Here is an 18,180-nt window from a genome sequence, read left to right on the forward strand (position 1 = left end):
CCCGCGCCGGACAGACGCGAGGGCCGACGACAGCGCTCACTCGGTGACCGGGTCCGCCCGCAGCGTCTGCTTGCGCGAGACGGTGACCCGCATGACCGGTTCCACGATGCGCGCCGCGATCGGGCCGATGATCGCCATCAGCAGCACGTAGGTCGTCGCCAGCGCGGCGAACTCGTCGGGCACCGCGCCCGCCGCCACGGCCAGACCGGCGATGACGATCGAGAACTCACCGCGCGCGACCAGCGCGGTACCGGCCCGCGCCCGGCCCAGCTGCGAGGCGCCCGCGCGTTTGGCCGCCCACCAGCCGGTGGCGATCTTGGTCGCGGTCGTCACCACGGCCAGCAGCACCGCCCAGCCGAGCACCGGCGGAATCGTCCGCGGATCGGTGCTCAGACCGAACAGCACGAAGAACATGGCCGCGAACAGATCGCGCAGCGGCTCGAGGATCTTGGTGGCGTCGTGGGCGGTGGAATCGGAGATCGCGATACCGAGCAGGAACGCCCCGACCGCGGCCGACACCTGCACCGCCGAGGCCACCCCGGCCACCAGCAGCGCCGAACCGAGCAGCTTGAGCAGGAAGATCTCCCGATCCTCGCTGGCCACGATCGCGGAGACGTACTTGCCGTAGCGCAGCGCGACGACGAGCACCACCGTCACCGCGACCAGCGCGATCCCCACCGTGGTCAGGCCGGCCACGAAGCCGACACCGGCCAGCACCGCGGTCAGCACCGGCAGGTAGATCGCCATCGCCAGATCCTCGAACACCAGGATCGACAGGATCGTCGGCGTCTCGCGGTTGCCCAGCCTGCCCAGGTCGTTGAGCACCTTGGCGACGATGCCGGACGAGGAGATGTAGGTGACGCCCGCCATCGCGATCGCCCCGGTCGGACCCAATCCGAGCATGAGCGCGACGATCACCCCCGGCGTCGCGTTGAGCACCAGATCGAGCAGACCCGCCGTCCACGATTTGCGCATGCCCGTGACGAGTTCACCGGCGGTGTACTCCAAGCCGAGCAGCAGAAGCAGCAGGACGACACCGATCTCGCTGGCGAGATGGATGAAGTCCTCCACCTCGTGCAATTCGATCAGGCCGCCGGTGCCGAAGACCAGACCGCCGAGCAGATAGAGCGGAATCGGCGAGAGGCCGACCTTCGCCGCGATCCGCCCGAGTACCCCCAACCCGAAGAACACCGCCCCCAACTGGATCAAAGCCAGCGCGGTTCCCGTGAGCTGCACCGCGCTCAGCCGTCGGAGAGAATCGCGGCGGCGGCGTCGAGCCCGGCGTTGGTGCCGACCACGACGACCATGTCCCCACCGACGAACCCGAATTCGGGTCCGGGCGAGGCGTGTACCTGACCCGCCCGCAGGACCGCGACGATCGAGGCGAGGGTTCTGGTCCGCATCTCGGTCTCGCCCAGTCGCCGCCCGGCGTAGGGCGAGTTCGGCGGCACTGGCAGCGACCGGGTGCTCACGCCGTCGAGCTCGCGGTGCTCCTCGCGCAGTTGCGCCACCAGCTGGGGCGCGCCGAGCAGGCTCGCCAGCGTGCGCGCCTCGGTCTCGGACAGGGGCACCTGCACGGTCGTGTCCGGGTCGCCGACCTTGGTGAAGATCAGGTCGGTTCCGCCGTCCCGGTGGTCGACGACGCCGATCCGGCGGTCCACCTTCGTCAGCGAAAACTCTTTCCGGACACCGATTCCCGGCAGGGAAGTCACATCTACATTCATTGGATCACCTAACCTCAGCTAGGCGATACCTTACCTTCTCTTTACCATTCGCACGGGGGCTCAGCCCTGGTCGAGCAACCTTCCAGCGGCGTCGAGGCCCTCGTCGGTGCCGACCACGACCACCAGATCACCGGCGATGAAGGTGAAATCCGTTCCGGGCGATGGGGTCACGTCACCGGCGCGCACCACCGCGACGACCGAGGCCTTGGTGCGGGTGCGCATCGCGGTGTCGCGCAACGGACGACCGTCGAACGGGCTGCCCCGATCGATCGCGAACTGCCTGGTCGAGAGCTCACCGACGACGGGGACGTCCCGGCTCTTCTGCACCACCTGCGGCGCTCCGAGCAGCCCGGCCAGGACACCGATCTCGGTGCCGGACAGCGGAATCGAGGTGGTGGTGTCGTAGTCACCCGGCCGCGAGACCACCAGGTCGACCGAACCGTCGCGGTGCTCGATCACGCCGATCCGCCGGCGCGCCTCGACCAGCGGAAAGTCCTTGCACACGCCGATCCCCGGGAGAGGCGTCACATCGATGTTCACGCCCTCACAGTACGACGACTTCCGAATAACACCAGCCCTACCCCGTTACCCGGCGTTCACCCCGTGAGCCGGTCGATGGCGATCGCCACCACGGCCGCATGGAAGAAGAAGCTGAGCACGCTGTGCGCGGTGACCCACCGGTTCCCGGCAGCGACACGGCCGACCCGCACCGTGAGAGAATTCGGTCCGTTGACCGAATTCGAGGAGTCGAGATGGTGTATGTCGAGGCGTCGGTCCGGCGCACCCAGCTGGTGAGCGCGGCCCGCAGCGCGCTGGAGCGCCACGGTGTGGCCGGGACGTCACTGCGCGCGGTCGCCACCGAGGCCGAGGTGCCGCTCGGCACCCTGCAGTACGTGTTCCCGTCGAAGGAACAGCTGCTGCGCGCGGTGATCGAGGACGTCGTCGACGAGATCGCGGCGGTGCTGGCCGAGACCACCGATCTGGAGCACGGCCTGGCGCACGCGATCCGCTCCGGCTTCACCCAGTTCTGGGAGCGCCTGGTGGTCGACCGGTCGGGCCTGCAGCTCATGCAGTACGAACTGGTCACCTACGCCCTGCGCACGCCCGGCCAGGAAGCCCTCGCGCGCTGGCAGTACGAGCGCTACGGCAGCGTCGTGGCCGACTGGTGCCAGCAGGCCGCGCACCGCGCCGGCGAGACCTGCGCCGTGCCGTTCGCCCGGCTCGCCAGGGTCATGCTGGCGACCGTGGACGGGCTGATCGTGCAGTACGTGGCCGACCCCCATCAGGCCAGGGCCAGGGCAGACCTCGACGTCGCCATCGACATGTTCATCGCGCTGACCGGCGCGCGGGAGACCACCACGCCCACCGATTGAAATTTTCCGGTCGCTTGTATGAATTAGGGGTTGCACGCCCCTCTGCCCGGCAGTAACCTCTGTCACAACAGTCATACAACCGACCGACTTTTAATCGAGGGCAGAGAAATGCAGCAGGTCGATGTCGCCGTGATCGGCGCCGGGCTCGCGGGCTTGAGCGCGGCGCGCACGCTGGTCGCCGCGGGCAAGACCGTGGCCGTGCTGGAGGCACGCGATCGCGTGGGCGGACGGACCATGGGCGGTGCGCTGCGCAACGGGGTGCCGGTGGAGCTGGGCGGTCAGTGGATCGGCCCGACCCAGGACGTCGTCGCCGAACTCGTCGCCGAGCTTGGCCTGTCGACCTTCGCGACCTTCGACGAGGGCGCGGGGCTGACCGTCGTCGACGGCGCCGTCATCCGGTACACCGACGAGACGTTCGGCCTCCCCGACGAGACGGCCGCCGAAGTCGGCCGGTTGTGGGTGGAGCTGGAGACCCTCGCCGCCTCGATCACCACCGACACACCGTGGGAGACCGACGGCGCCGAGGAATTCGACCGGCAGACGCTCGACACCTGGCTGTGCGCGAACACCGAGGACACCCTCGCCCGGCGCTTCTTCCGGCTGCTGGTACCCGCGCTGTTCTCAGCGGAGTCGCCCGAGATGTCGCTGCTGCACTTCCTGTTCTACCTCCGGTCGGGCACCAGCCTCGCCACCCTGGTCGCGACCACCGGCGGCGCCCAGGAACGCCGGGTGACCGGCGGTACCCATCTGATCAGCGAGCGGATCGCCGCCGAGCTGGGCGACGCGGTCCGGCTCGGCACGGTCGTGCGGACGATCCGGCAGGACGCCGACGGCGTCGTCGTCGAGTACGAGGGCGGCAGCGTCACGGCCGATCGGGTGATCGTCGCGGTGCCGCCGACGCTGGCGGGCCGGCTGCGCTACGTGCCGCCCCTGCCCGCCCTGCGCGACGGGCTCACCCAGCAGATGCCCGCCGGTTCGGTGATCAAGTTCCAGGTCGGCTACGAGACGCCGTTCTGGCGGGCCGACGGGCTCAACGGGTTCGCGCTCAGCGTCGACGACGCCTTCGGACTTGTGCTGGACAACTCGCCGCAGGACGGTTCCTGTGGCGTGCTGGTCGGCTTCATCGAGGGCGCGCACGCCCGCACCGCCGCACTGCTGACCGCCGAGGAACGGCGCGCACTCGTCGTCTCGGCGCTGGTGAAGTACTTCGGCCCGCAGGCCGCCGAGCCGTTCGACCTGGTCGAACAGGATTGGAACGCCGAGGAATTCACCCGCGGCTGTTACGGCGGGCGCCTCGGCGCCGGCGTCTGGACCCAGTACGGCACGGCCCTGGCCGCACCGATCGACCGGATCCACTGGGCCGGCGCGGAGACCGCCACGGTCTGGAACGGCTACATGGACGGCGCCGTCCGCTCCGGCTATCGCGCAGCCGACGAAGTGCTCACCGCGCACTCCCGAACCGAGGGTCGCAGCGCATGACGAACGACAACAGCACCGCCGCGTCGACCGGCATCGACGAGATCGTCCGCAGGCTCGGTGCGGGCGAGAAGACCTGGGCCGCGCTCCCCCTGGTGGCGCGCCGCGACCTGCTCCTGGAGGTCGGCGAGGCCGCGGCGGCGCAGGCCGCGGAGTGGGTCCGCGTCGCCGCCGCCGTCAAGCAGCTCGACCCGTCCTCGCCGCTGGTCGGCGAGGAATGGATCAGCGGACCGTACGCCCTGATCGGCTACACCCAGGCCCTCCAGGACACCCTGCGCCGGCTGGCCCGGGGCTCGGACGTCCTGGCGGGTTACCGCCTCGGGACCGCGCCCGGCGATCGGCTCACCGTCCGCGTGCTGCCGGGCGGCCTCGCCGACCAGCTGCTGCTCAACGGCTACCGGGCCGAGGTGTGGACCACCCCCGGCACCACCGAAACGCGGCTGCGCGCGGGCATCGGGCTCGGACAGCGCACACCGGAAGCCACCGACGGCGTGGCCCTGGTGCTGGGCGCGGGCAATATCTTCTCGATCGCGCCCCTGGACGTGCTGCACCAGCTCTTCGCCGAGAACCGCACCGCCGTCCTGAAACTCAATCCGACGACCGACGCGCTGGCACCGGTGTTCCGGGCGATCTTCGCCCCGCTGATCGAGCGCGACCTGGTGGAGATCGTCACCGGCGGACCCGAGGTCGGTGCCGCCCTGGCGTATCACCCGGGCATCACCGCCGTGCACATGACCGGCAGCGAGGCGACCCACGACGCCGTCGTCTGGGGCACCGGCGCGGCCGGGGTGGCGGCGAAGGCCGCGGGCACCCCGATCCTCGACAAGCCGATGACCAGCGAGCTCGGCGGTGTCGCCCCCATCATCGTCGTGCCGGGCGACTGGTCGGCGGCCGATCTGCGCTTCCAGGCCGAACACCTCGCCACCCAGCGCCTGCACAACAGCGGCAGCAACTGTATCGCCGGACAGATCGTGCTGCTCAGCGCGGACTGGGCGCAGAAGGACGAATTCCTCGCCGCCCTGCGCCGGGCACTGGCGGCCGCGCCCGCCCGGCCCGCCTGGTACCCGGGCAGCGCCGACCGGGTGCGCTCCGCACGGGAGCTGCATCCCACCGCCGAAAAAGTCGGCGGCACACCGGAACGCACCCTACTGACCGGGCTCGACCTCAGCGATCCCGACGAATCCGCTTTCACCGCCGAGTATTTCGGCCCGGTGCTCGGGGTGGCGGAGCTGCCGGGGACCGGCGCCGCTTTCCTCGACGCCGCTGTCGCCGCCGCCAACGACCGGCTGCACGGCACCCTGGGCGCCAACATCATCGCGCACCCCGGCACCATCAGGGCCCTCGGCGACCGGCTGCACCGGGCGGTGGCCACCCTGCGCTACGGCACCATCGGCATCAACGCGTGGACCGGTGTCGGCTACCTGACCCCGCGCGCCACCTGGGGCGCCTTCCCCGGGCACACCCTCGACGACGTGCGCAGCGGCATCGGGGTGGTCCACAACGCCCTGCTCCTCGACGGCGCCGAACGCACCGTCGTCACCGGGCCGTTCCGCCCGGCGCCGCGCTCGCTGCTGCACGGCGAGCTGTCACTGTCGCCGGTGCCGCCGTGGTTCGTCACGAACCGGACCGCCGCGACCACCGGCCGCCTGCTCACCGGCTTCGTCGCCCGGCCGCGGTGGCGCAAGCTGCCCGCGCTGTTCGCCTCGGCCCTGCGCGGGTGAATCGGCTAGCGCTGATCGAACCGCCAGCGGGTGGCGCCGTGCGGATCGGTCAGCGCGACACCCACCGCGGCGTGGGTGGTGAACCGGTACAGGTACCACGGCGCCGGGCCTGCACTCTGGGCGCTGAACGGCGCGGTGATCGCGTCGCCGTCGCGTTCGGCGGGCCAGCCGGTGTCGCGGTAGGCGGCGGTGACGCGGTCGATCTCGGCGTGGTCGACGGTGCGCGCCGCGGTGCCCTCGACGACGAGGTCGACGTCGTCGGGAAACCGGAACGACAGGGTGCACGCGGGATTGGCGGCGAGGTAGCGCGACTTGTGCGTGCCGGGGCCGCTGGTGAAGTAGAAGTACTCGCCGACCAGCGTCGCGCCGATCCCCGCCGAGTGCGGCCTGCCGTCGGGGCCGACGGTGCCGAGGAACTGGGCGGTCTCGAGGGCGGCGAGACCCTGCTCGATGGCGGTGGCCACCCGGCTCCACGGCAGCTGGTCGTTGCCGTAGATGTTCAGATCGGTGGCGTCGACGGGATCGGGCAGCATCGGCACTCCTTCGTCGTGGCCCGCCGGGGCCCGTGGAGGACACGCAACTGGTGCCCGAGTATAGGCGCGAGCCCGGTCGCGCCGGGCCGCCCGAATCCGAACGGCTTGCGTATTCGGGCGAAGTTGTGTGTTGTTGAGTCGTGACCAACTCATCCGGAGACGCGTATCCACTCACGGACACGATGACCACCACGACGGCGGTACAGGACGGCGTCACGGTGCTCACGGTGACCGGCGAGGTCGATCTGGCGACGGCGCCCGCGCTGGACGCCGCGATCGAGGCGATCCTGGCCGACCGCCCGGCGGCGCTGGTGATCGACCTGACCGCGGTCGGGTTCCTGGCGTCGGCGGGCATGGCGACCCTGGTCGCCGCGCACCAGCGGGCAGGGGAGAACACCGCGATCGCGGTCGTCGCCGACGGGCCCGCCACCAGTCGTCAGCTCAAGATGACGAGCCTGGATCAGGTGTTCGCCATGCACACCACGCTGGCCGCCGCCCTGGCGTCGTTCACGTCCTGACCACACGACAAACGCGCCGCCGCCCGGAGAATCCCTCCGGGCGGCGGCGCGTTTCGTCGTCTACGCGGTCAGCAGAGGCCGCGCAGCTGCTCGATCAGCTTGATCCGGCCCGCGGCGTCCTCGGCCAGCGGCGTGACATTGAGCGTGGTGACACCCGCCGCCGCCATGGCCGCGATGCGCTCCTTGACGAAGCTCTCCGGGCCGATCAGCGACACGTCGCGGACGAGGTCGTCCGGCACGGCCTGCGCGGCGGCCTGCTTGTCACCGGCCAGGTACAGCTCCTGGATGCGGTCGGCGGCGGCGCCGTAGCCGTACTTGGTGGCCAGCGTGTGATAAAAGTTCTTGCCCTTGGCGCCCATGCCGCCGATGTAGAGCGCCAGGTGCGGCTTGATGAACTCCAGCAGCGGGGTGACGTTCTCCCCGATCGCCAGCGGCGGACCCGCGAAGATCTCCAGGTCGCCCAGCGCCGGGTCGCGCTTGGCCTTGCCCGCGGCCAGCGCGTCGCCCCAGACGTCCTGCGCCTTCTCCGGCAGGAAGAAGATCGGCTGCCAGCCCTCGGCGACCTCGGCGGCCAGCTCCACGTTCTTCGGGCCCAACGCGGCCAGCAGCACCGGGATGCGCTCGCGCACCGGACGATTGATCAGCTTGAGCTCTTTGCCCAGGCCGGTGCCGCGGTCGGCGGGCAGCGGGATCTGGTAGTACTTGCCCTGGTAGTTGAGCTTCTCGCGGCGCCAGACCTGGCGGCAGATCTCGACGAGTTCGCGGGTGCGGCCGATGGGGGCGTCGTAGGGCACACCGTGGAAGCCCTCGATGACCTGCGGGCCGGACGCGCCGATGCCCAGGATGAAACGTCCGTCGGAGACGAAGTCCAGACCGGCGGCGGTCATCGCGGTGAGGCTGGGGGTCCGGGTGTAGAGCTGCAGGATGCCCGAGGCCAGCTGCACGCGCTCGGTGCGGGCCGCTAGGAAACCCAGGGCGCTGACCGCGTCGAACGAGTACGCCTCCGGCACGAAGACGATGTCGAGTCCGGCGCGTTCCAGGTCGGCGACCTCGGCCGCGACCTCCTTGAACCCGCCCGAGTAGTTGATGCTCAATCCGATCCGCATGCCACCCAACATAGCCCCGCCGTCCCCGGCCACCCCGACCGGTCGGTCTGTCGTCGCAGGTGCTGGTCGGGCGGGGTAGGCGAGCGGGCACCCGGTAGCGTTGACAACGATTCCCACGCAGTTCTCGCCGCATCGAAAGGCCACCTCGTCGTGTCGCAGCCCACCGCCTCGCCGCAGCAGCTCGTCCCCTCCTTCGGTGCGGTGACCCTCGAGCACTATCTGTCGGAGCTGGGCGCGAAGGTCCCCGCACCGGGCGGCGGCGCCGTCGCCGCGCTGCACGCCGCCCAGGCCGCGGCGCTGGTCGCGATGGTCGCGCGCTACACCACCCGGGCCAAGGACGCCGTGCACCAGCCGATCGTCGAGCGGATCATCGAGGCCGCCGACGCCGCGCGCGCCAGGTCGCTGGCGCTGGCCGACGCCGACGCCGCCGCCTTCACCGCGGTCGGCGCCGCCTACAAGCTGCCCAAGGACACCGACGCCGAGGTCGCCGCCCGCACCGAGGCGATCAACGCCGCGCTGGTGGAGGCGGCCCGGGTGCCCGCCGCCGTGGTCGACGAGGCCGACGAGATCCTCTCGCTGGCCGCCGAACTGCTGCCGATCGGCAACCCCAATGTGGTCACCGACATCGGCGCCGCCGCTGACGCGGCCCGCGCCGCGGCGATGAGCTCGCAGCTCAATATCGAGATCAATGTCGGCTCGCTGCCCGCCGCCCTGGGCGACGGCTTCGCCGCGGCGCTGCTGCGCGTCGACACGATCGCCGCGCGCGCCGACGCCCTGCACGCCGACGTGCTGCACGCCGTGCGCGGCTGACTCAGACCGCGGTGAGCACGATCTTGCCGCGGACTCCACCGGCCTCGCCGAGCCGATGCGCGGCGGCGAGTTCGGTGAGCGACAGGACCGTCGCGATGCGCACGTCGAGCTCGGCCCGGTCGACGGCGGCGGCCAGCTCGGTCAGCGCGGCCGTCGTCGGGTCGACGTGGAACCGGCTGACCCGCGAATCCGGGTGCGTCTGCGGGCCTTCCGCCGCGATCACCCGGCCGCCGGGGCCGAGCACCCGCAGTGATCGGTCGGTGGTGTCGCCCCCGACCAGATCGAGCACCAGATCGACGGCCTGGGTCGCGGTGGTGAAATCCGTCGTGCGGTAGTCGATCGGCTCGTCGACGCCGAGTTCGCGCAGGTACTCGTGATTGGCGGCCCGCGCGGTGCCAACGACCCGCGCACCGCGGCGCGCGGCGAGCTGCACCGCCAGATGCCCGACGCCACCGGCGGCCGCGTGCACCAGAACCCGCTCCCCCGCCCGCACCGAGACCAGCGCCTGCCAGGCGGTGAGCCCGGCGACCGGCAGGGCCGCCGCGCGCACCGGATCGAGCGAGGACGGCACCGCCGCCAGCCGATCCTGGTGCGCCACCACGTATTCGGCGTTCGCCCCGCCGAACACCATGCCGAACACGGTGTCTCCCGGCGCGAATCGCGTCGCGTCGTCGCCGCGCTCGACGACGACACCGGCGACGTCGAGGCCGAGCACCAGCGGCGGCTCCCCGAGGGCGCGGATCAGGCCGCCGCGCAGCTTCCAGTCCGCGGCGTTCACGCTCGTGGCCACCAGCCGGACCAGGACCTCTCCCGGCCCCGGCGCAGGCCGCGGCACCTCCACCCGCTCGAAAACGTCCGGTCCACCGAAGCTGCGCTGCGTCATCTGCCACATGCGGGCAAGTCTGCGCCGAGTGGTATCTCCACGGAAGTAGGCACCTTTCGGATACCGTGGTACCTCATGGATACCACCCGCGCGGCCGACGATCGCGCGAGCTCGGTCGAGGCGTTCCTACGCGACTGCCCGGCGCGGCAACTGCTGTCCGTGCTGGCCGACAAATGGGTGCTGCTGGTGCTGGGCGCGCTGCGCGCGGCCGACGGCCCGGTGCGGTTCAACGAGCTGCGCAGGCGCCTGGACGGCATCACCCAGAAGATGCTCACCAAAACCCTGCGCGACCTGGAACGCGACGGTCTCGTGCGGCGCGCGGTCTACCCGACGGTGCCGCCCCGGGTCGAGTACGCGATCACCGCGCTCGGGGCCGACCTGGGCCGGATCAGTCACGCCATGGGCACCTGGGTGGTCGAGCACCAGCACGAGATCACCGCCGCCCGAGCCGAATTCGACGCCGCCCAGGCGATCGAGCCCACGCCGCTGCCGCGCCTCGGCACTGTCCACTGAACCGGTATCGATGTGGGATCGATTCCCCGTGGCGCTCACCTGCGCGAACACAAGCCGACACTCCGGCAGACCCGTCGGCCGTTACCACTTCGATAGGTCTAGTTGATCATGGCGGCCTAGACTTGGAATCCGCCTACGAGTGACCGAAGGGGTGGCGTTTATGAAGAACGCACTTCGTTTCCTGTTCGTCGCGACCATGGCGGCACTGCTCGCCGCGTTCTGGTCCGGAGCCGCGTCCGCGGCCCTGATCGGAGGATCTCCGACCGCGACGGTCACCGCGATCTCCCCGGCGAACGGACAGGTCGTCGGCGTCGCCGCGCCGGTCACGTTCACCTTCGCGGCCCCGGTCACCGACCGGGCCGGCGCCGAACGCGCCGCCGCGATCCGCGCCACCGAGGCGCTGCCCGGCGCGTTCAGCTGGGTCGACAGCACCCACCTGCAGTGGACGCCGAGTACGCACCTGCCCACGAACTCACCGATCTCGGTCCGGTTCGGCGACCAGCGCACCGAGTTCCAGACCAACGGCGGCGTCTACGCCGAGGCGAATCTCTCGGCGCACACGTTCACCGTCAGCATCGGCGGACAGGTCGTCCGGAACATGCCCGCGTCCATGGGCAAGCCCGGCTTCGAGACCCCCACCGGCAACTTCACGGTGCTGGAGAAGTTCCGCTCGGTGGTGTTCGACTCGCGCACCATCGGCATCCCGCTCGACGACCCCGAGGGCTACATCATCGACGGCGAATGGGCCGAACGCCTCACCTGGGGTGGCGTGTTCGTGCACTCGGCGCCGTGGTCGGTGGACTCGCAGGGGTACGCCAACGTCAGCCACGGCTGCATCAACCTCTCCCCCGACGACGCGGCCTGGTACTACGAAAACGTCGGCATCGGTGACCCGGTCTACATTCACTGGTGAGTAATTCCCTCGTGGCATTCGGCGTTCCCACCGTCAGCGCAGTATCGTGCCCGTAACGAAATCGTTGCGAGACGAACCTGACGGCGACAGCCTGATGAAGGTGGGGCGATGGATCGACCGGATGCACACAGACCGACCGGGGCTCGGCAGCACGACCCGGGGTCGGCTGGTGATCCGTTCACCCCGCCCCCGCGGTGGCGGCCCCATCGCGATCCGAGTGCGCCGCGCCCCCGCCGGCTGACCGAGGACGCGGATCCGCAGCCCCGCACCGGAGCCCGGCATCGCGTCGAGGGCGGGCCGACGACACCGGCCGGTATCCCGGTCATCTCGCTCTCGGCCGCGCACGCCGCACCGGATCGGTCGTCCGGGCGCGTCGTACCGACCGACAGCTACGCCACCGACCGGCTACCCATCGTCGGCGGACCGTTCGATCCCGGTGCGCGCCATGCCCTTCCGGACGTGCCGTTCACCCCGCCGGAGCCCGACAACGGCCCGGCGACCGACCGGCTGCCGATCATCACCCCCGACACCCCGGCTCCCGACGGCGTCGACGCCCAGCCCGAATGGGTCACCGCCGCACCGGTTTCGCTACCACCGCGCCCGACGCCCGACTACGGCGGCGACGACGAGGTGTTCGCGCGGATGATCGATCGCTCCCGGCGCAAGCGCGTGCCGCGCTGGGTCGGACCGCTCGCGGCCTCGGTGGCCGGTGCGGTGCTGATCGGCGGCGGCTATCTCCAGTTGCGCGGTCCCGTCCCGGAATCCGCGGCGGCCAGCAGTCCCATCGAGCCCGCGCCCGCCGGTGCGGTCCCGGTCGCCGGGACCTGCCCCGCCGAGCTCGTCGGCAGCAAGATCCAGGGCAACGGTCCGGGCGGCACCGACAGCGGCGTCGCGGCGATCCTGGCGTTCCAGCACGCGTATTACGTCGCGCGGTCCGGTGATCAGGCGCGGACCCTGGTGTCCGGCGACGCCGCACTCCCCTCCGGCGCCGACATCCAGGCGGGCATCGACACGATCCCGGTGGGCACCACGCACTGCCTGAGCATCACGCCGGCGGCATTCGCGGGCCAGTACTTCGTGGTGATCACCGAATTCCGGCCGGACGCGGTGCCGATCATCTACAACCCGCAGCTGGTCGGGACCGCCAAGATCGGCACCAAGTACCTGATCACCTCGATCGGGCCGGTCCGCTAGACCCGATCGAGGACGCGAAAGCCGGTCAGGCGCGGGCCTTCTCGGCCGCCACGACCACGTGGCGCATCAGCAGCGCGGTGGTCACCGGGCCGACGCCGCCGGGGACCGGGCTCAGCCCTGCCGCCTTGCCGTCGACCGTGGCCGCGTCGACGTCGCCGACGATGCCGCCGTCGGCGGATTCGTTGGTGCCCACGTCGATCACCACGGCGCCGTCGCCGATGTGCTTGCCGGTGACCAGCCCGATCCGGCCCGCGGCGGCGACCACGATGTCGGCGGGGGTGGTGACCGCGGCCAGGTCGGCGGTGCGCGAGTGCGCGACGGTGACGGTGGCGTTCTCGGCCAGCAGCAGCTGCGCCAGCGGCTTGCCGACGATGTTGGACCGGCCGACGACGGTCACCACGCGGCCCTGCAGCGCGATGCCGTGATGCTTCAGCAGCTCGACCACGGCCTCGGAGGTCGCGGGGACGAAACCGTCCAGGCCGGAGGCGAGCAGGCCCAGCGACAGCGGGCTGACGCCGTCGACGTCCTTGCTCGCGGCGATCGAGGAGCTCACGTCGTCGAGGCTGACCCCGGCGGGCAGCGGGGTCTGCAGCATGATCGCGTCGGTGGCCGGGTCGGCGCTGCGCGCGGCCAGCTCGGCGCGGATCGTCTCCGCGCTCGCGTCGGCACCGAGATCGATACGCTCGCAGGCGATCCCGAGACGCTCGGCGGCCTTGCGCAGGGAGTTCACGTACCAGGCGCTGGCCGGGTCGTCGTTGGCCACGATCAGCGCCAGCGTCGGCGCGGTGCCCGCGGCGGTGAGCGCGGCGGCGCGCTCCTTCGTGTCGGCGTTGATGGCGGCGGCGAGTTCCTTGCCGGTCAGCGAAGCGGTATCCACGGTGCATCAGCTTATCCGCCGCTACCCGCGGGACCGACCACCGGGCGGCGACGCGCGGAACATCGTCGGGATCCGTGGCGGGCGCCGCACCCGGCCGTAGGGTGTCCGCAGCTCTGCCACAGCTCTGCCAGCACGTGCCGAACCGTTCGCGGGAAGGGTGTCGACTGTCGTGAAGATCTCGAGGCATTGGAAACAGCTGGCTGCCGCCGTCGCCGCGGCCGCCGCGATCACGAGCGCTGCCGTTCCCCCGGCCGGCGCCGAGGCCGACGTGACCGCGCTCTACAACTCCGCGCAGCGGCATTTCACCGACGGTGACGACAACGCGGGCCGCGCCGACCTGCGCGCGCTCATCGCCGCAGACCCGAACGACGTCGAGGCGCTGGCCCTGCAGGCGATCTGGTCGCACTACGCCGGTGACCACGCCGCGGTCGGCGAGGCGATGGCCCGCCTCGGCGCGATCGACGGTGGCATGGCGGCGGGCACCTCCAACGTGCTGCGCGCGGTGAGCGCGGCGGCCGCGACCCTGCCCAATCCGCTGCCCGCGCTGGTCGGCCCGCAGACCGGCATCGTGGTGCTCGGCTACGGTCTGCTGCCCGACGGCGCGCTGCGGCCCGAGCTGGAGAATCGGCTCACCGCGGCGTGGCTGCAGGCGGTCGCCGCGCCGTTCTCGCCGGTGGTCGTCACCGGCGGCAACCCGCAGAACGGGATCTCCGAGGCGGAGGCGATGCGCCACTGGCTGGTGGGCCGCGGCCTGCCGAACGAGCGGATCCACGTCGAGGACCGGGCCGGGTCGACGGTGCAGAACGCGCTGTTCAGCACCCGCCTGCTACGCGATCTCGGCGCGACCAGCGCCGTGGTGGTGACCTCGCCGAACCACATCCGCCGGGCGGTCGCCGACTTCCTGGTGGCGGGCACCAACGTCGTCGGCGCGATGACCTCGCTCGAACAGCTCGTCTCGCAGCTGCCGCCGCCCGCCCGGGCCGCACAGCGCGGGATCTACCTCGACGCGACCCGCACATTCGAGCTCGACAGCGCGCGCTGATCCGGGGGCGCGAAAAACCGGTTGTCGGGCACGCGACAATCGCTGCATGACTGTTTCCCCCCTCGACGACATCGTCGTCGTGCTGCGCTCGGCGGGCTGCGTGTTCGCCGAGGACGAGGCCGCGCTGCTGCTCGAGGCCGCCGACGGTGACGCCGGCCGCCTCGACGATCTCGTGGCGCGGCGGGTCGCGGGGACACCGCTCGAGTACCTGCTCGGCTGGGTGGCATTCCGCGGCCTGCGGGTCGGCGTGCGGCCGGGAGTCTTCGTGCCGCGCCAGCGCACCGCGTTCCTGGTCGAGCGGGCGGTGGCGGGCGTGGCGCCGGGGACGACGCGGGCGTGCGTGGTCGATCTGTGCTGCGGCTGTGGGGCGCTCGGGCTGTCCGCGGCCACCGAGCTCACCGCGCGCGGCTGCGAGGTCGAGCTCGTCGCCGCCGATATCGACCCGGTGGCGGTGGCGTGTGCCAGGGAGAATCTCGCGCCGCTGAGCGCGCCGGTGTTCGGCGGGGATCTGTTCGACGCGCTGCCCGCCGATCTGCGCGGACGCGTCGACGTACTGCTGGCGAACACGCCGTACGTGCCGACCGAACGGGTCGCGGACATGCCGCCGGAGGCCCGTGAGCACGAACCGTTCGTCGCCCTGGACGGCGGGGCGGACGGGCTCGCTGTCTTCCGCCGGGTCGCCGAGGGCGCGGCGAGCTGGCTCGCGCCGGGCGGCACGGTACTGGTGGAAACCTCGACGGGACAGGTCGATACCGCGTGCGCGGTACTGACCGCGCACGGCCTCACGCCACGCGTCGAGCACTCCGAGGAGTACTACGCCACGGTCGTGCTGGGCACCCGCGCGGCCTGACCGACCGGCAGCGCACACCGTGCCCGGACACCGCGATGCCCCCGTCCGACACTCGCGTCGGACGGGGGCATCGCGGTCCAGCGGCTACTTGCGGCCGGTGAACTGATCCATCGAGTGGTACACGCCGACGGCGTTGAGGTAGAAGTCGCGCACCTTGATCGGCAGCAGACCGGTCAGCGCGCGGTTCATCCGCGAGGTCCACGGCAGCACCACCAGGGCGCCACCGTTCTTCATCTCCCGCCACGAGGTCTCGACGACGTCGTTCTGCTCGAGCATCGGCGTGAACAGGATGCCCTTGGCGCCGTCGAACATGCCGGTGTTGATGTAGGTCGGGCAGACCGTGGTGACCTTCACGTGGTCGTGGCCCGCCTGCTCGAGCTCCAGGCGCACCGAGTCCGACCAGCCCAGCGCCGCCCACTTGGACGCCGCGTAGACGGCCATGCGCGGGTTGGCCACCAGACCGGCCGAGGACGCGATGTTGAGGATGCGCGCCTGACCGGCACCGGCGACCATGCCCGGCAGGAACTCGAGGGTGACGTACATCGGGGCCAGCGAGTTGATCGCCATGGTCTTGTCGATGTCGGCGCGGTTCTCGGTTTCCCAGAAGTAGGTGTTGCCCCGCACGATCCCGGCGTTGTTGACCAGGATGTCGATCCCGCCGATCTCCTTGCGCACCGCCTCGGCGGCCTCGCGGATCGAATCCTGCGAGGACACGTCGACGACGTGCTGGTGCACCTTGCCGCCCAGGGCGGTCAGCTGCGCCGCGGTCTCGCGCAGCGTCAGCTCGTTGACGTCCCACAGCACGACCGCGTCGGCGCCCTCGCGGACCGCCGTCTCGGCGAACAGCCTGCCCAGGCCCATAGCGGCGCCGGTGACCAGCACCCGCTTGCCCGCGACCGAATCGAGTTTCATGAAATGCCTACCCCTGCTTCGTTTTCCGTACGCGTCACTTCTGGCGAAGTGTCTTCATGACGCCGAAGACCAGCGTCATGGTCTTGGCCCACATCTGCTCGGACATGCCCGGCAGCGGCGCGATCGGCAGCACCCGCTGGACCGCGATGGTCTGGGTGTCGACGTACTTCAGCAGTCCCTCGGGACCGTGGCGACGGCCCTGACCGGAGATGCCGAGACCACCGGACGGCGCGTCGACGCTGCCCCAGGCCGCGATGAAACCTTCGTTGACGTTCACCGAGCCGGCGTTGATCCGGGCGGCGACGGCCTTGCCGCGCTCGGCGTCCTTGCTCCACACGCTGGCGTTGAGGCCGTAGGCGGTGTCGTTGGCGGCCTCGATGGCGGCCTCGTCGGAGTCGACCTTGTACACCGACACGACCGGACCGAAGGTCTCCTCGCGGTAGACCGTCATGCCGGGCGCCACATCGGCGAGCACGGTGGGCTCGTAGAAGTACGGACCCAGGTCGGGACGGGCGCGGCCACCGGCGAGCACCTTGGCGCCCTTGGCGACGGCGTCGTCGACGTGCGCGGTGACGGTGTCGAGCTGACGCTGGAAGGTCAGCGAGCCCATGTCGCGGCTGTAGTCGAGCTCGCCGCCGAGGGACATGTTCTTGACGTTGCCGACGAACTCGGCGACGAACTGGTCGTAGACCGCGGCGTCGACGTAGATGCGCTCCATCGACTCGCACAGCTGGCCGGCCGAGGAGAAGCAGGCGCGCACGGCCAGCTTGGCCGCCTTGGAGACGTCGGCGTCGGCGAGCACGAGCAGCGGGTTCTTGCCGCCGAGCTCGAGCGAGTAGCCGATCAGGCGCTCACCGGCCTGCTGGGCGATGGTGCGGCCGGTGGCGCTGGAACCGGTGTAGTCGACGTAGTCGGCGCGGGCGATCACGTCGCCACCGATCTCGCGGCCACGGCCGAGGACCGCCTGCCACAACCCGCGCGGCAGGCCCGCGCGCTCGGCGGCGTCGATGGCCCACAGCGCCGACAGCGCGGTCTGGTTGTCCGGCCGGGCGATCACGGCGTTGCCCGCGACCAGGGCGGGCAGGGCGTCGGAGGCCGACAGCGCGAGCGGGTAGTTCCACGGCGAGATCACCGCGACGACACCCTTGGGCCGGTTGCGCACCTCGACCGAGGTGAGCACCGGCAGCACGCCGCGCGGCTTGCGGTCGGCGAGCAGCTTGGGCGCGACGGCGGCGTAGTAGCGCGAGTTCAGCGCGACATCGCCGACCTCGTCGAACGCGTGCGGGCGGGACTTGCCGGTCTCGGTCTGCACGATGTCGAGAATGGTGTCCTGCTCGGCCAGGACGATGTCGTGGAAGCGGCGCAGGATCTCCACCCGCTGCTTGACCGGCACCTTGGCCCAGTCGCGCTGCGCGTGGCGGGCCACGGCGAAGGCGCGGTCGATGTCCTCGATCGAGGACTGCGGCAGGTCACCGATCTTGTGTCCGGTGGCGGGCGCGAAGATCGGCACCGACGGCGCGCCACCCGCGACGCCACGGTCGAACAGGGGCTTGACCAGCGCGGTCGGCAGCGCGGTTGGTTCGGCGGTCAGCTCGGGGGCTGTCGTCATTGTCGGCCCTTCTCCTCAACAGATGGGTCGCGCGGAGCGATCGCGCAGGTTCGGCTATTTGCTGAACACTAGTGTTAGATTAATGGTTCGAGCCGGTGCCGTGTCAAGCTTTCCGTGGACGTCTCG

19 protein-coding genes are annotated in these 18,180 nt (G+C 71.1%); 10 read left to right on the forward strand and 9 right to left on the reverse strand.

What is annotated here, in order from left to right; all coding sequences use genetic code 11:
* Positions 1-36 precede the first annotated feature (36 nt).
* Genes AB0L91_RS23765 through AB0L91_RS23775 form a run of 3 tightly spaced genes read right to left on the reverse strand, consistent with a single transcriptional unit; the run spans position 37 to position 2,264 of the window.
* A complete protein-coding gene (locus tag AB0L91_RS23765) occupies positions 37-1,236 on the reverse strand; it encodes a cation:proton antiporter (RefSeq protein ID WP_355275669.1) in 1,200 nt (399 codons plus the stop codon).
* A 5-nt stretch (positions 1,237-1,241) separates the two neighbouring features.
* The gene (locus AB0L91_RS23770; RefSeq protein WP_355275671.1) at positions 1,242-1,724 is read right to left on the reverse strand and encodes a TrkA C-terminal domain-containing protein; all 483 of its coding nucleotides are present in this window, start codon (positions 1,722-1,724) and stop codon (positions 1,242-1,244) included.
* 60 nt (positions 1,725-1,784) lie between these two features.
* Positions 1,785-2,264, reverse strand: coding sequence for a TrkA C-terminal domain-containing protein (locus AB0L91_RS23775; RefSeq protein ID WP_355275672.1), 480 nt, complete (start codon positions 2,262-2,264; stop codon positions 1,785-1,787).
* A gap of 212 nt (positions 2,265-2,476) precedes the next feature.
* Here AB0L91_RS23775 and AB0L91_RS23780 point away from each other — a divergent pair, with 212 nt between their 5' ends.
* The 3 genes from AB0L91_RS23780 to AB0L91_RS23790 are packed head-to-tail and all read left to right on the forward strand — an operon-like array spanning position 2,477 to position 6,294.
* Complete coding sequence (locus AB0L91_RS23780) at positions 2,477-3,097, forward strand: TetR/AcrR family transcriptional regulator (RefSeq protein ID WP_357345430.1); 621 nt, start codon at positions 2,477-2,479, stop codon at positions 3,095-3,097.
* 30 nt (positions 3,098-3,127) lie between these two features.
* The gene (locus AB0L91_RS23785; RefSeq protein ID WP_365013314.1) at positions 3,128-4,576 is read left to right on the forward strand and encodes a flavin monoamine oxidase family protein; all 1,449 of its coding nucleotides are present in this window, start codon (positions 3,128-3,130) and stop codon (positions 4,574-4,576) included.
* Positions 4,573-6,294, forward strand: a complete 1,722-nt coding sequence (locus AB0L91_RS23790; protein ID WP_365013317.1) for an aldehyde dehydrogenase family protein — start codon at positions 4,573-4,575, stop codon at positions 6,292-6,294. Before AB0L91_RS23785 ends, AB0L91_RS23790 begins: the two co-directional genes overlap by 4 nt.
* A gap of 5 nt (positions 6,295-6,299) precedes the next feature.
* On the opposite strand, the gene AB0L91_RS23795 is transcribed toward AB0L91_RS23790, so the two are convergent.
* Positions 6,300-6,827, reverse strand: coding sequence for a pyridoxamine 5'-phosphate oxidase family protein (locus tag AB0L91_RS23795; protein ID WP_355275681.1), 528 nt, complete (start codon positions 6,825-6,827; stop codon positions 6,300-6,302).
* 182 nt (positions 6,828-7,009) lie between these two features.
* Between AB0L91_RS23795 and AB0L91_RS23800 the strand changes: the two genes are divergently transcribed.
* Entirely contained in the window at positions 7,010-7,345 is a 336-nt protein-coding gene (locus tag AB0L91_RS23800; protein ID WP_357345423.1) for an STAS domain-containing protein, read from the forward strand.
* 68 nt (positions 7,346-7,413) lie between these two features.
* Here the strand turns inward: AB0L91_RS23800 and AB0L91_RS23805 are convergent, their stop codons facing one another.
* On the reverse strand, positions 7,414-8,451 hold the full coding sequence (locus AB0L91_RS23805; RefSeq protein ID WP_355275685.1) for an LLM class F420-dependent oxidoreductase: 1,038 nt from the start codon (positions 8,449-8,451) through the stop codon (positions 7,414-7,416).
* A 150-nt stretch (positions 8,452-8,601) separates the two neighbouring features.
* Here AB0L91_RS23805 and AB0L91_RS23810 point away from each other — a divergent pair, with 150 nt between their 5' ends.
* Entirely contained in the window at positions 8,602-9,261 is a 660-nt protein-coding gene (locus AB0L91_RS23810; RefSeq protein ID WP_365013322.1) for a cyclodeaminase/cyclohydrolase family protein, read from the forward strand.
* A 1-nt stretch (position 9,262) separates the two neighbouring features.
* Here AB0L91_RS23810 and AB0L91_RS23815 read toward each other — a convergent pair whose 3' ends face one another.
* Positions 9,263-10,153: an NADP-dependent oxidoreductase gene (locus AB0L91_RS23815; protein WP_365013325.1), complete on the reverse strand. Its 891-nt coding sequence runs from the start codon at positions 10,151-10,153 to the stop codon at positions 9,263-9,265.
* 66 nt (positions 10,154-10,219) lie between these two features.
* Between AB0L91_RS23815 and AB0L91_RS23820 the strand changes: the two genes are divergently transcribed.
* From AB0L91_RS23820 to AB0L91_RS23830, 3 genes are all read left to right on the forward strand, one after another.
* Complete coding sequence (locus tag AB0L91_RS23820; protein ID WP_357345418.1) at positions 10,220-10,657, forward strand: helix-turn-helix domain-containing protein; 438 nt, start codon at positions 10,220-10,222, stop codon at positions 10,655-10,657.
* Positions 10,658-10,817: 160 nt separating this feature from the next.
* Entirely contained in the window at positions 10,818-11,570 is a 753-nt protein-coding gene (locus AB0L91_RS23825; RefSeq protein WP_365013328.1) for a L,D-transpeptidase, read from the forward strand.
* A 108-nt stretch (positions 11,571-11,678) separates the two neighbouring features.
* Positions 11,679-12,764 carry a hypothetical protein gene (locus AB0L91_RS23830; protein ID WP_355275695.1) on the forward strand — a complete coding sequence of 362 codons (1,086 nt, stop codon included), beginning with the start codon at positions 11,679-11,681 and terminating at the stop codon, positions 12,762-12,764.
* Between the two features lie 25 nt (positions 12,765-12,789).
* Here the strand turns inward: AB0L91_RS23830 and AB0L91_RS23835 are convergent, their stop codons facing one another.
* Positions 12,790-13,641 (reverse strand): bifunctional 5,10-methylenetetrahydrofolate dehydrogenase/5,10-methenyltetrahydrofolate cyclohydrolase, encoded by an 852-nt coding sequence (locus tag AB0L91_RS23835; RefSeq protein WP_355275697.1) that lies wholly within the window; start codon positions 13,639-13,641, stop codon positions 12,790-12,792.
* Between the two features lie 169 nt (positions 13,642-13,810).
* On the opposite strand from AB0L91_RS23835, the gene AB0L91_RS23840 reads away from it, so the two are divergent.
* Positions 13,811-14,683 carry a YdcF family protein gene (locus AB0L91_RS23840; protein ID WP_365013333.1) on the forward strand — a complete coding sequence of 291 codons (873 nt, stop codon included), beginning with the start codon at positions 13,811-13,813 and terminating at the stop codon, positions 14,681-14,683.
* A gap of 46 nt (positions 14,684-14,729) precedes the next feature.
* Complete coding sequence (locus AB0L91_RS23845; RefSeq protein ID WP_365013336.1) at positions 14,730-15,533, forward strand: putative protein N(5)-glutamine methyltransferase; 804 nt, start codon at positions 14,730-14,732, stop codon at positions 15,531-15,533.
* 84 nt (positions 15,534-15,617) lie between these two features.
* Here AB0L91_RS23845 and AB0L91_RS23850 read toward each other — a convergent pair whose 3' ends face one another.
* Together AB0L91_RS23850 and AB0L91_RS23855 are read right to left on the reverse strand one after the other, a co-directional pair.
* On the reverse strand, positions 15,618-16,445 hold the full coding sequence (locus tag AB0L91_RS23850; protein WP_355275702.1) for an SDR family oxidoreductase: 828 nt from the start codon (positions 16,443-16,445) through the stop codon (positions 15,618-15,620).
* A 34-nt stretch (positions 16,446-16,479) separates the two neighbouring features.
* Positions 16,480-18,054: a succinic semialdehyde dehydrogenase gene (locus AB0L91_RS23855; RefSeq protein ID WP_355275704.1), complete on the reverse strand. Its 1,575-nt coding sequence runs from the start codon at positions 18,052-18,054 to the stop codon at positions 16,480-16,482.
* Between the last annotated feature and the right edge of the window lie 126 nt (positions 18,055-18,180).

Origin of the sequence: Nocardia sp. NPDC051833 (assembly GCF_040681225.1) — a bacterium.
Classification (GTDB): Bacteria; Actinomycetota; Actinomycetes; order Mycobacteriales; family Mycobacteriaceae; genus Nocardia.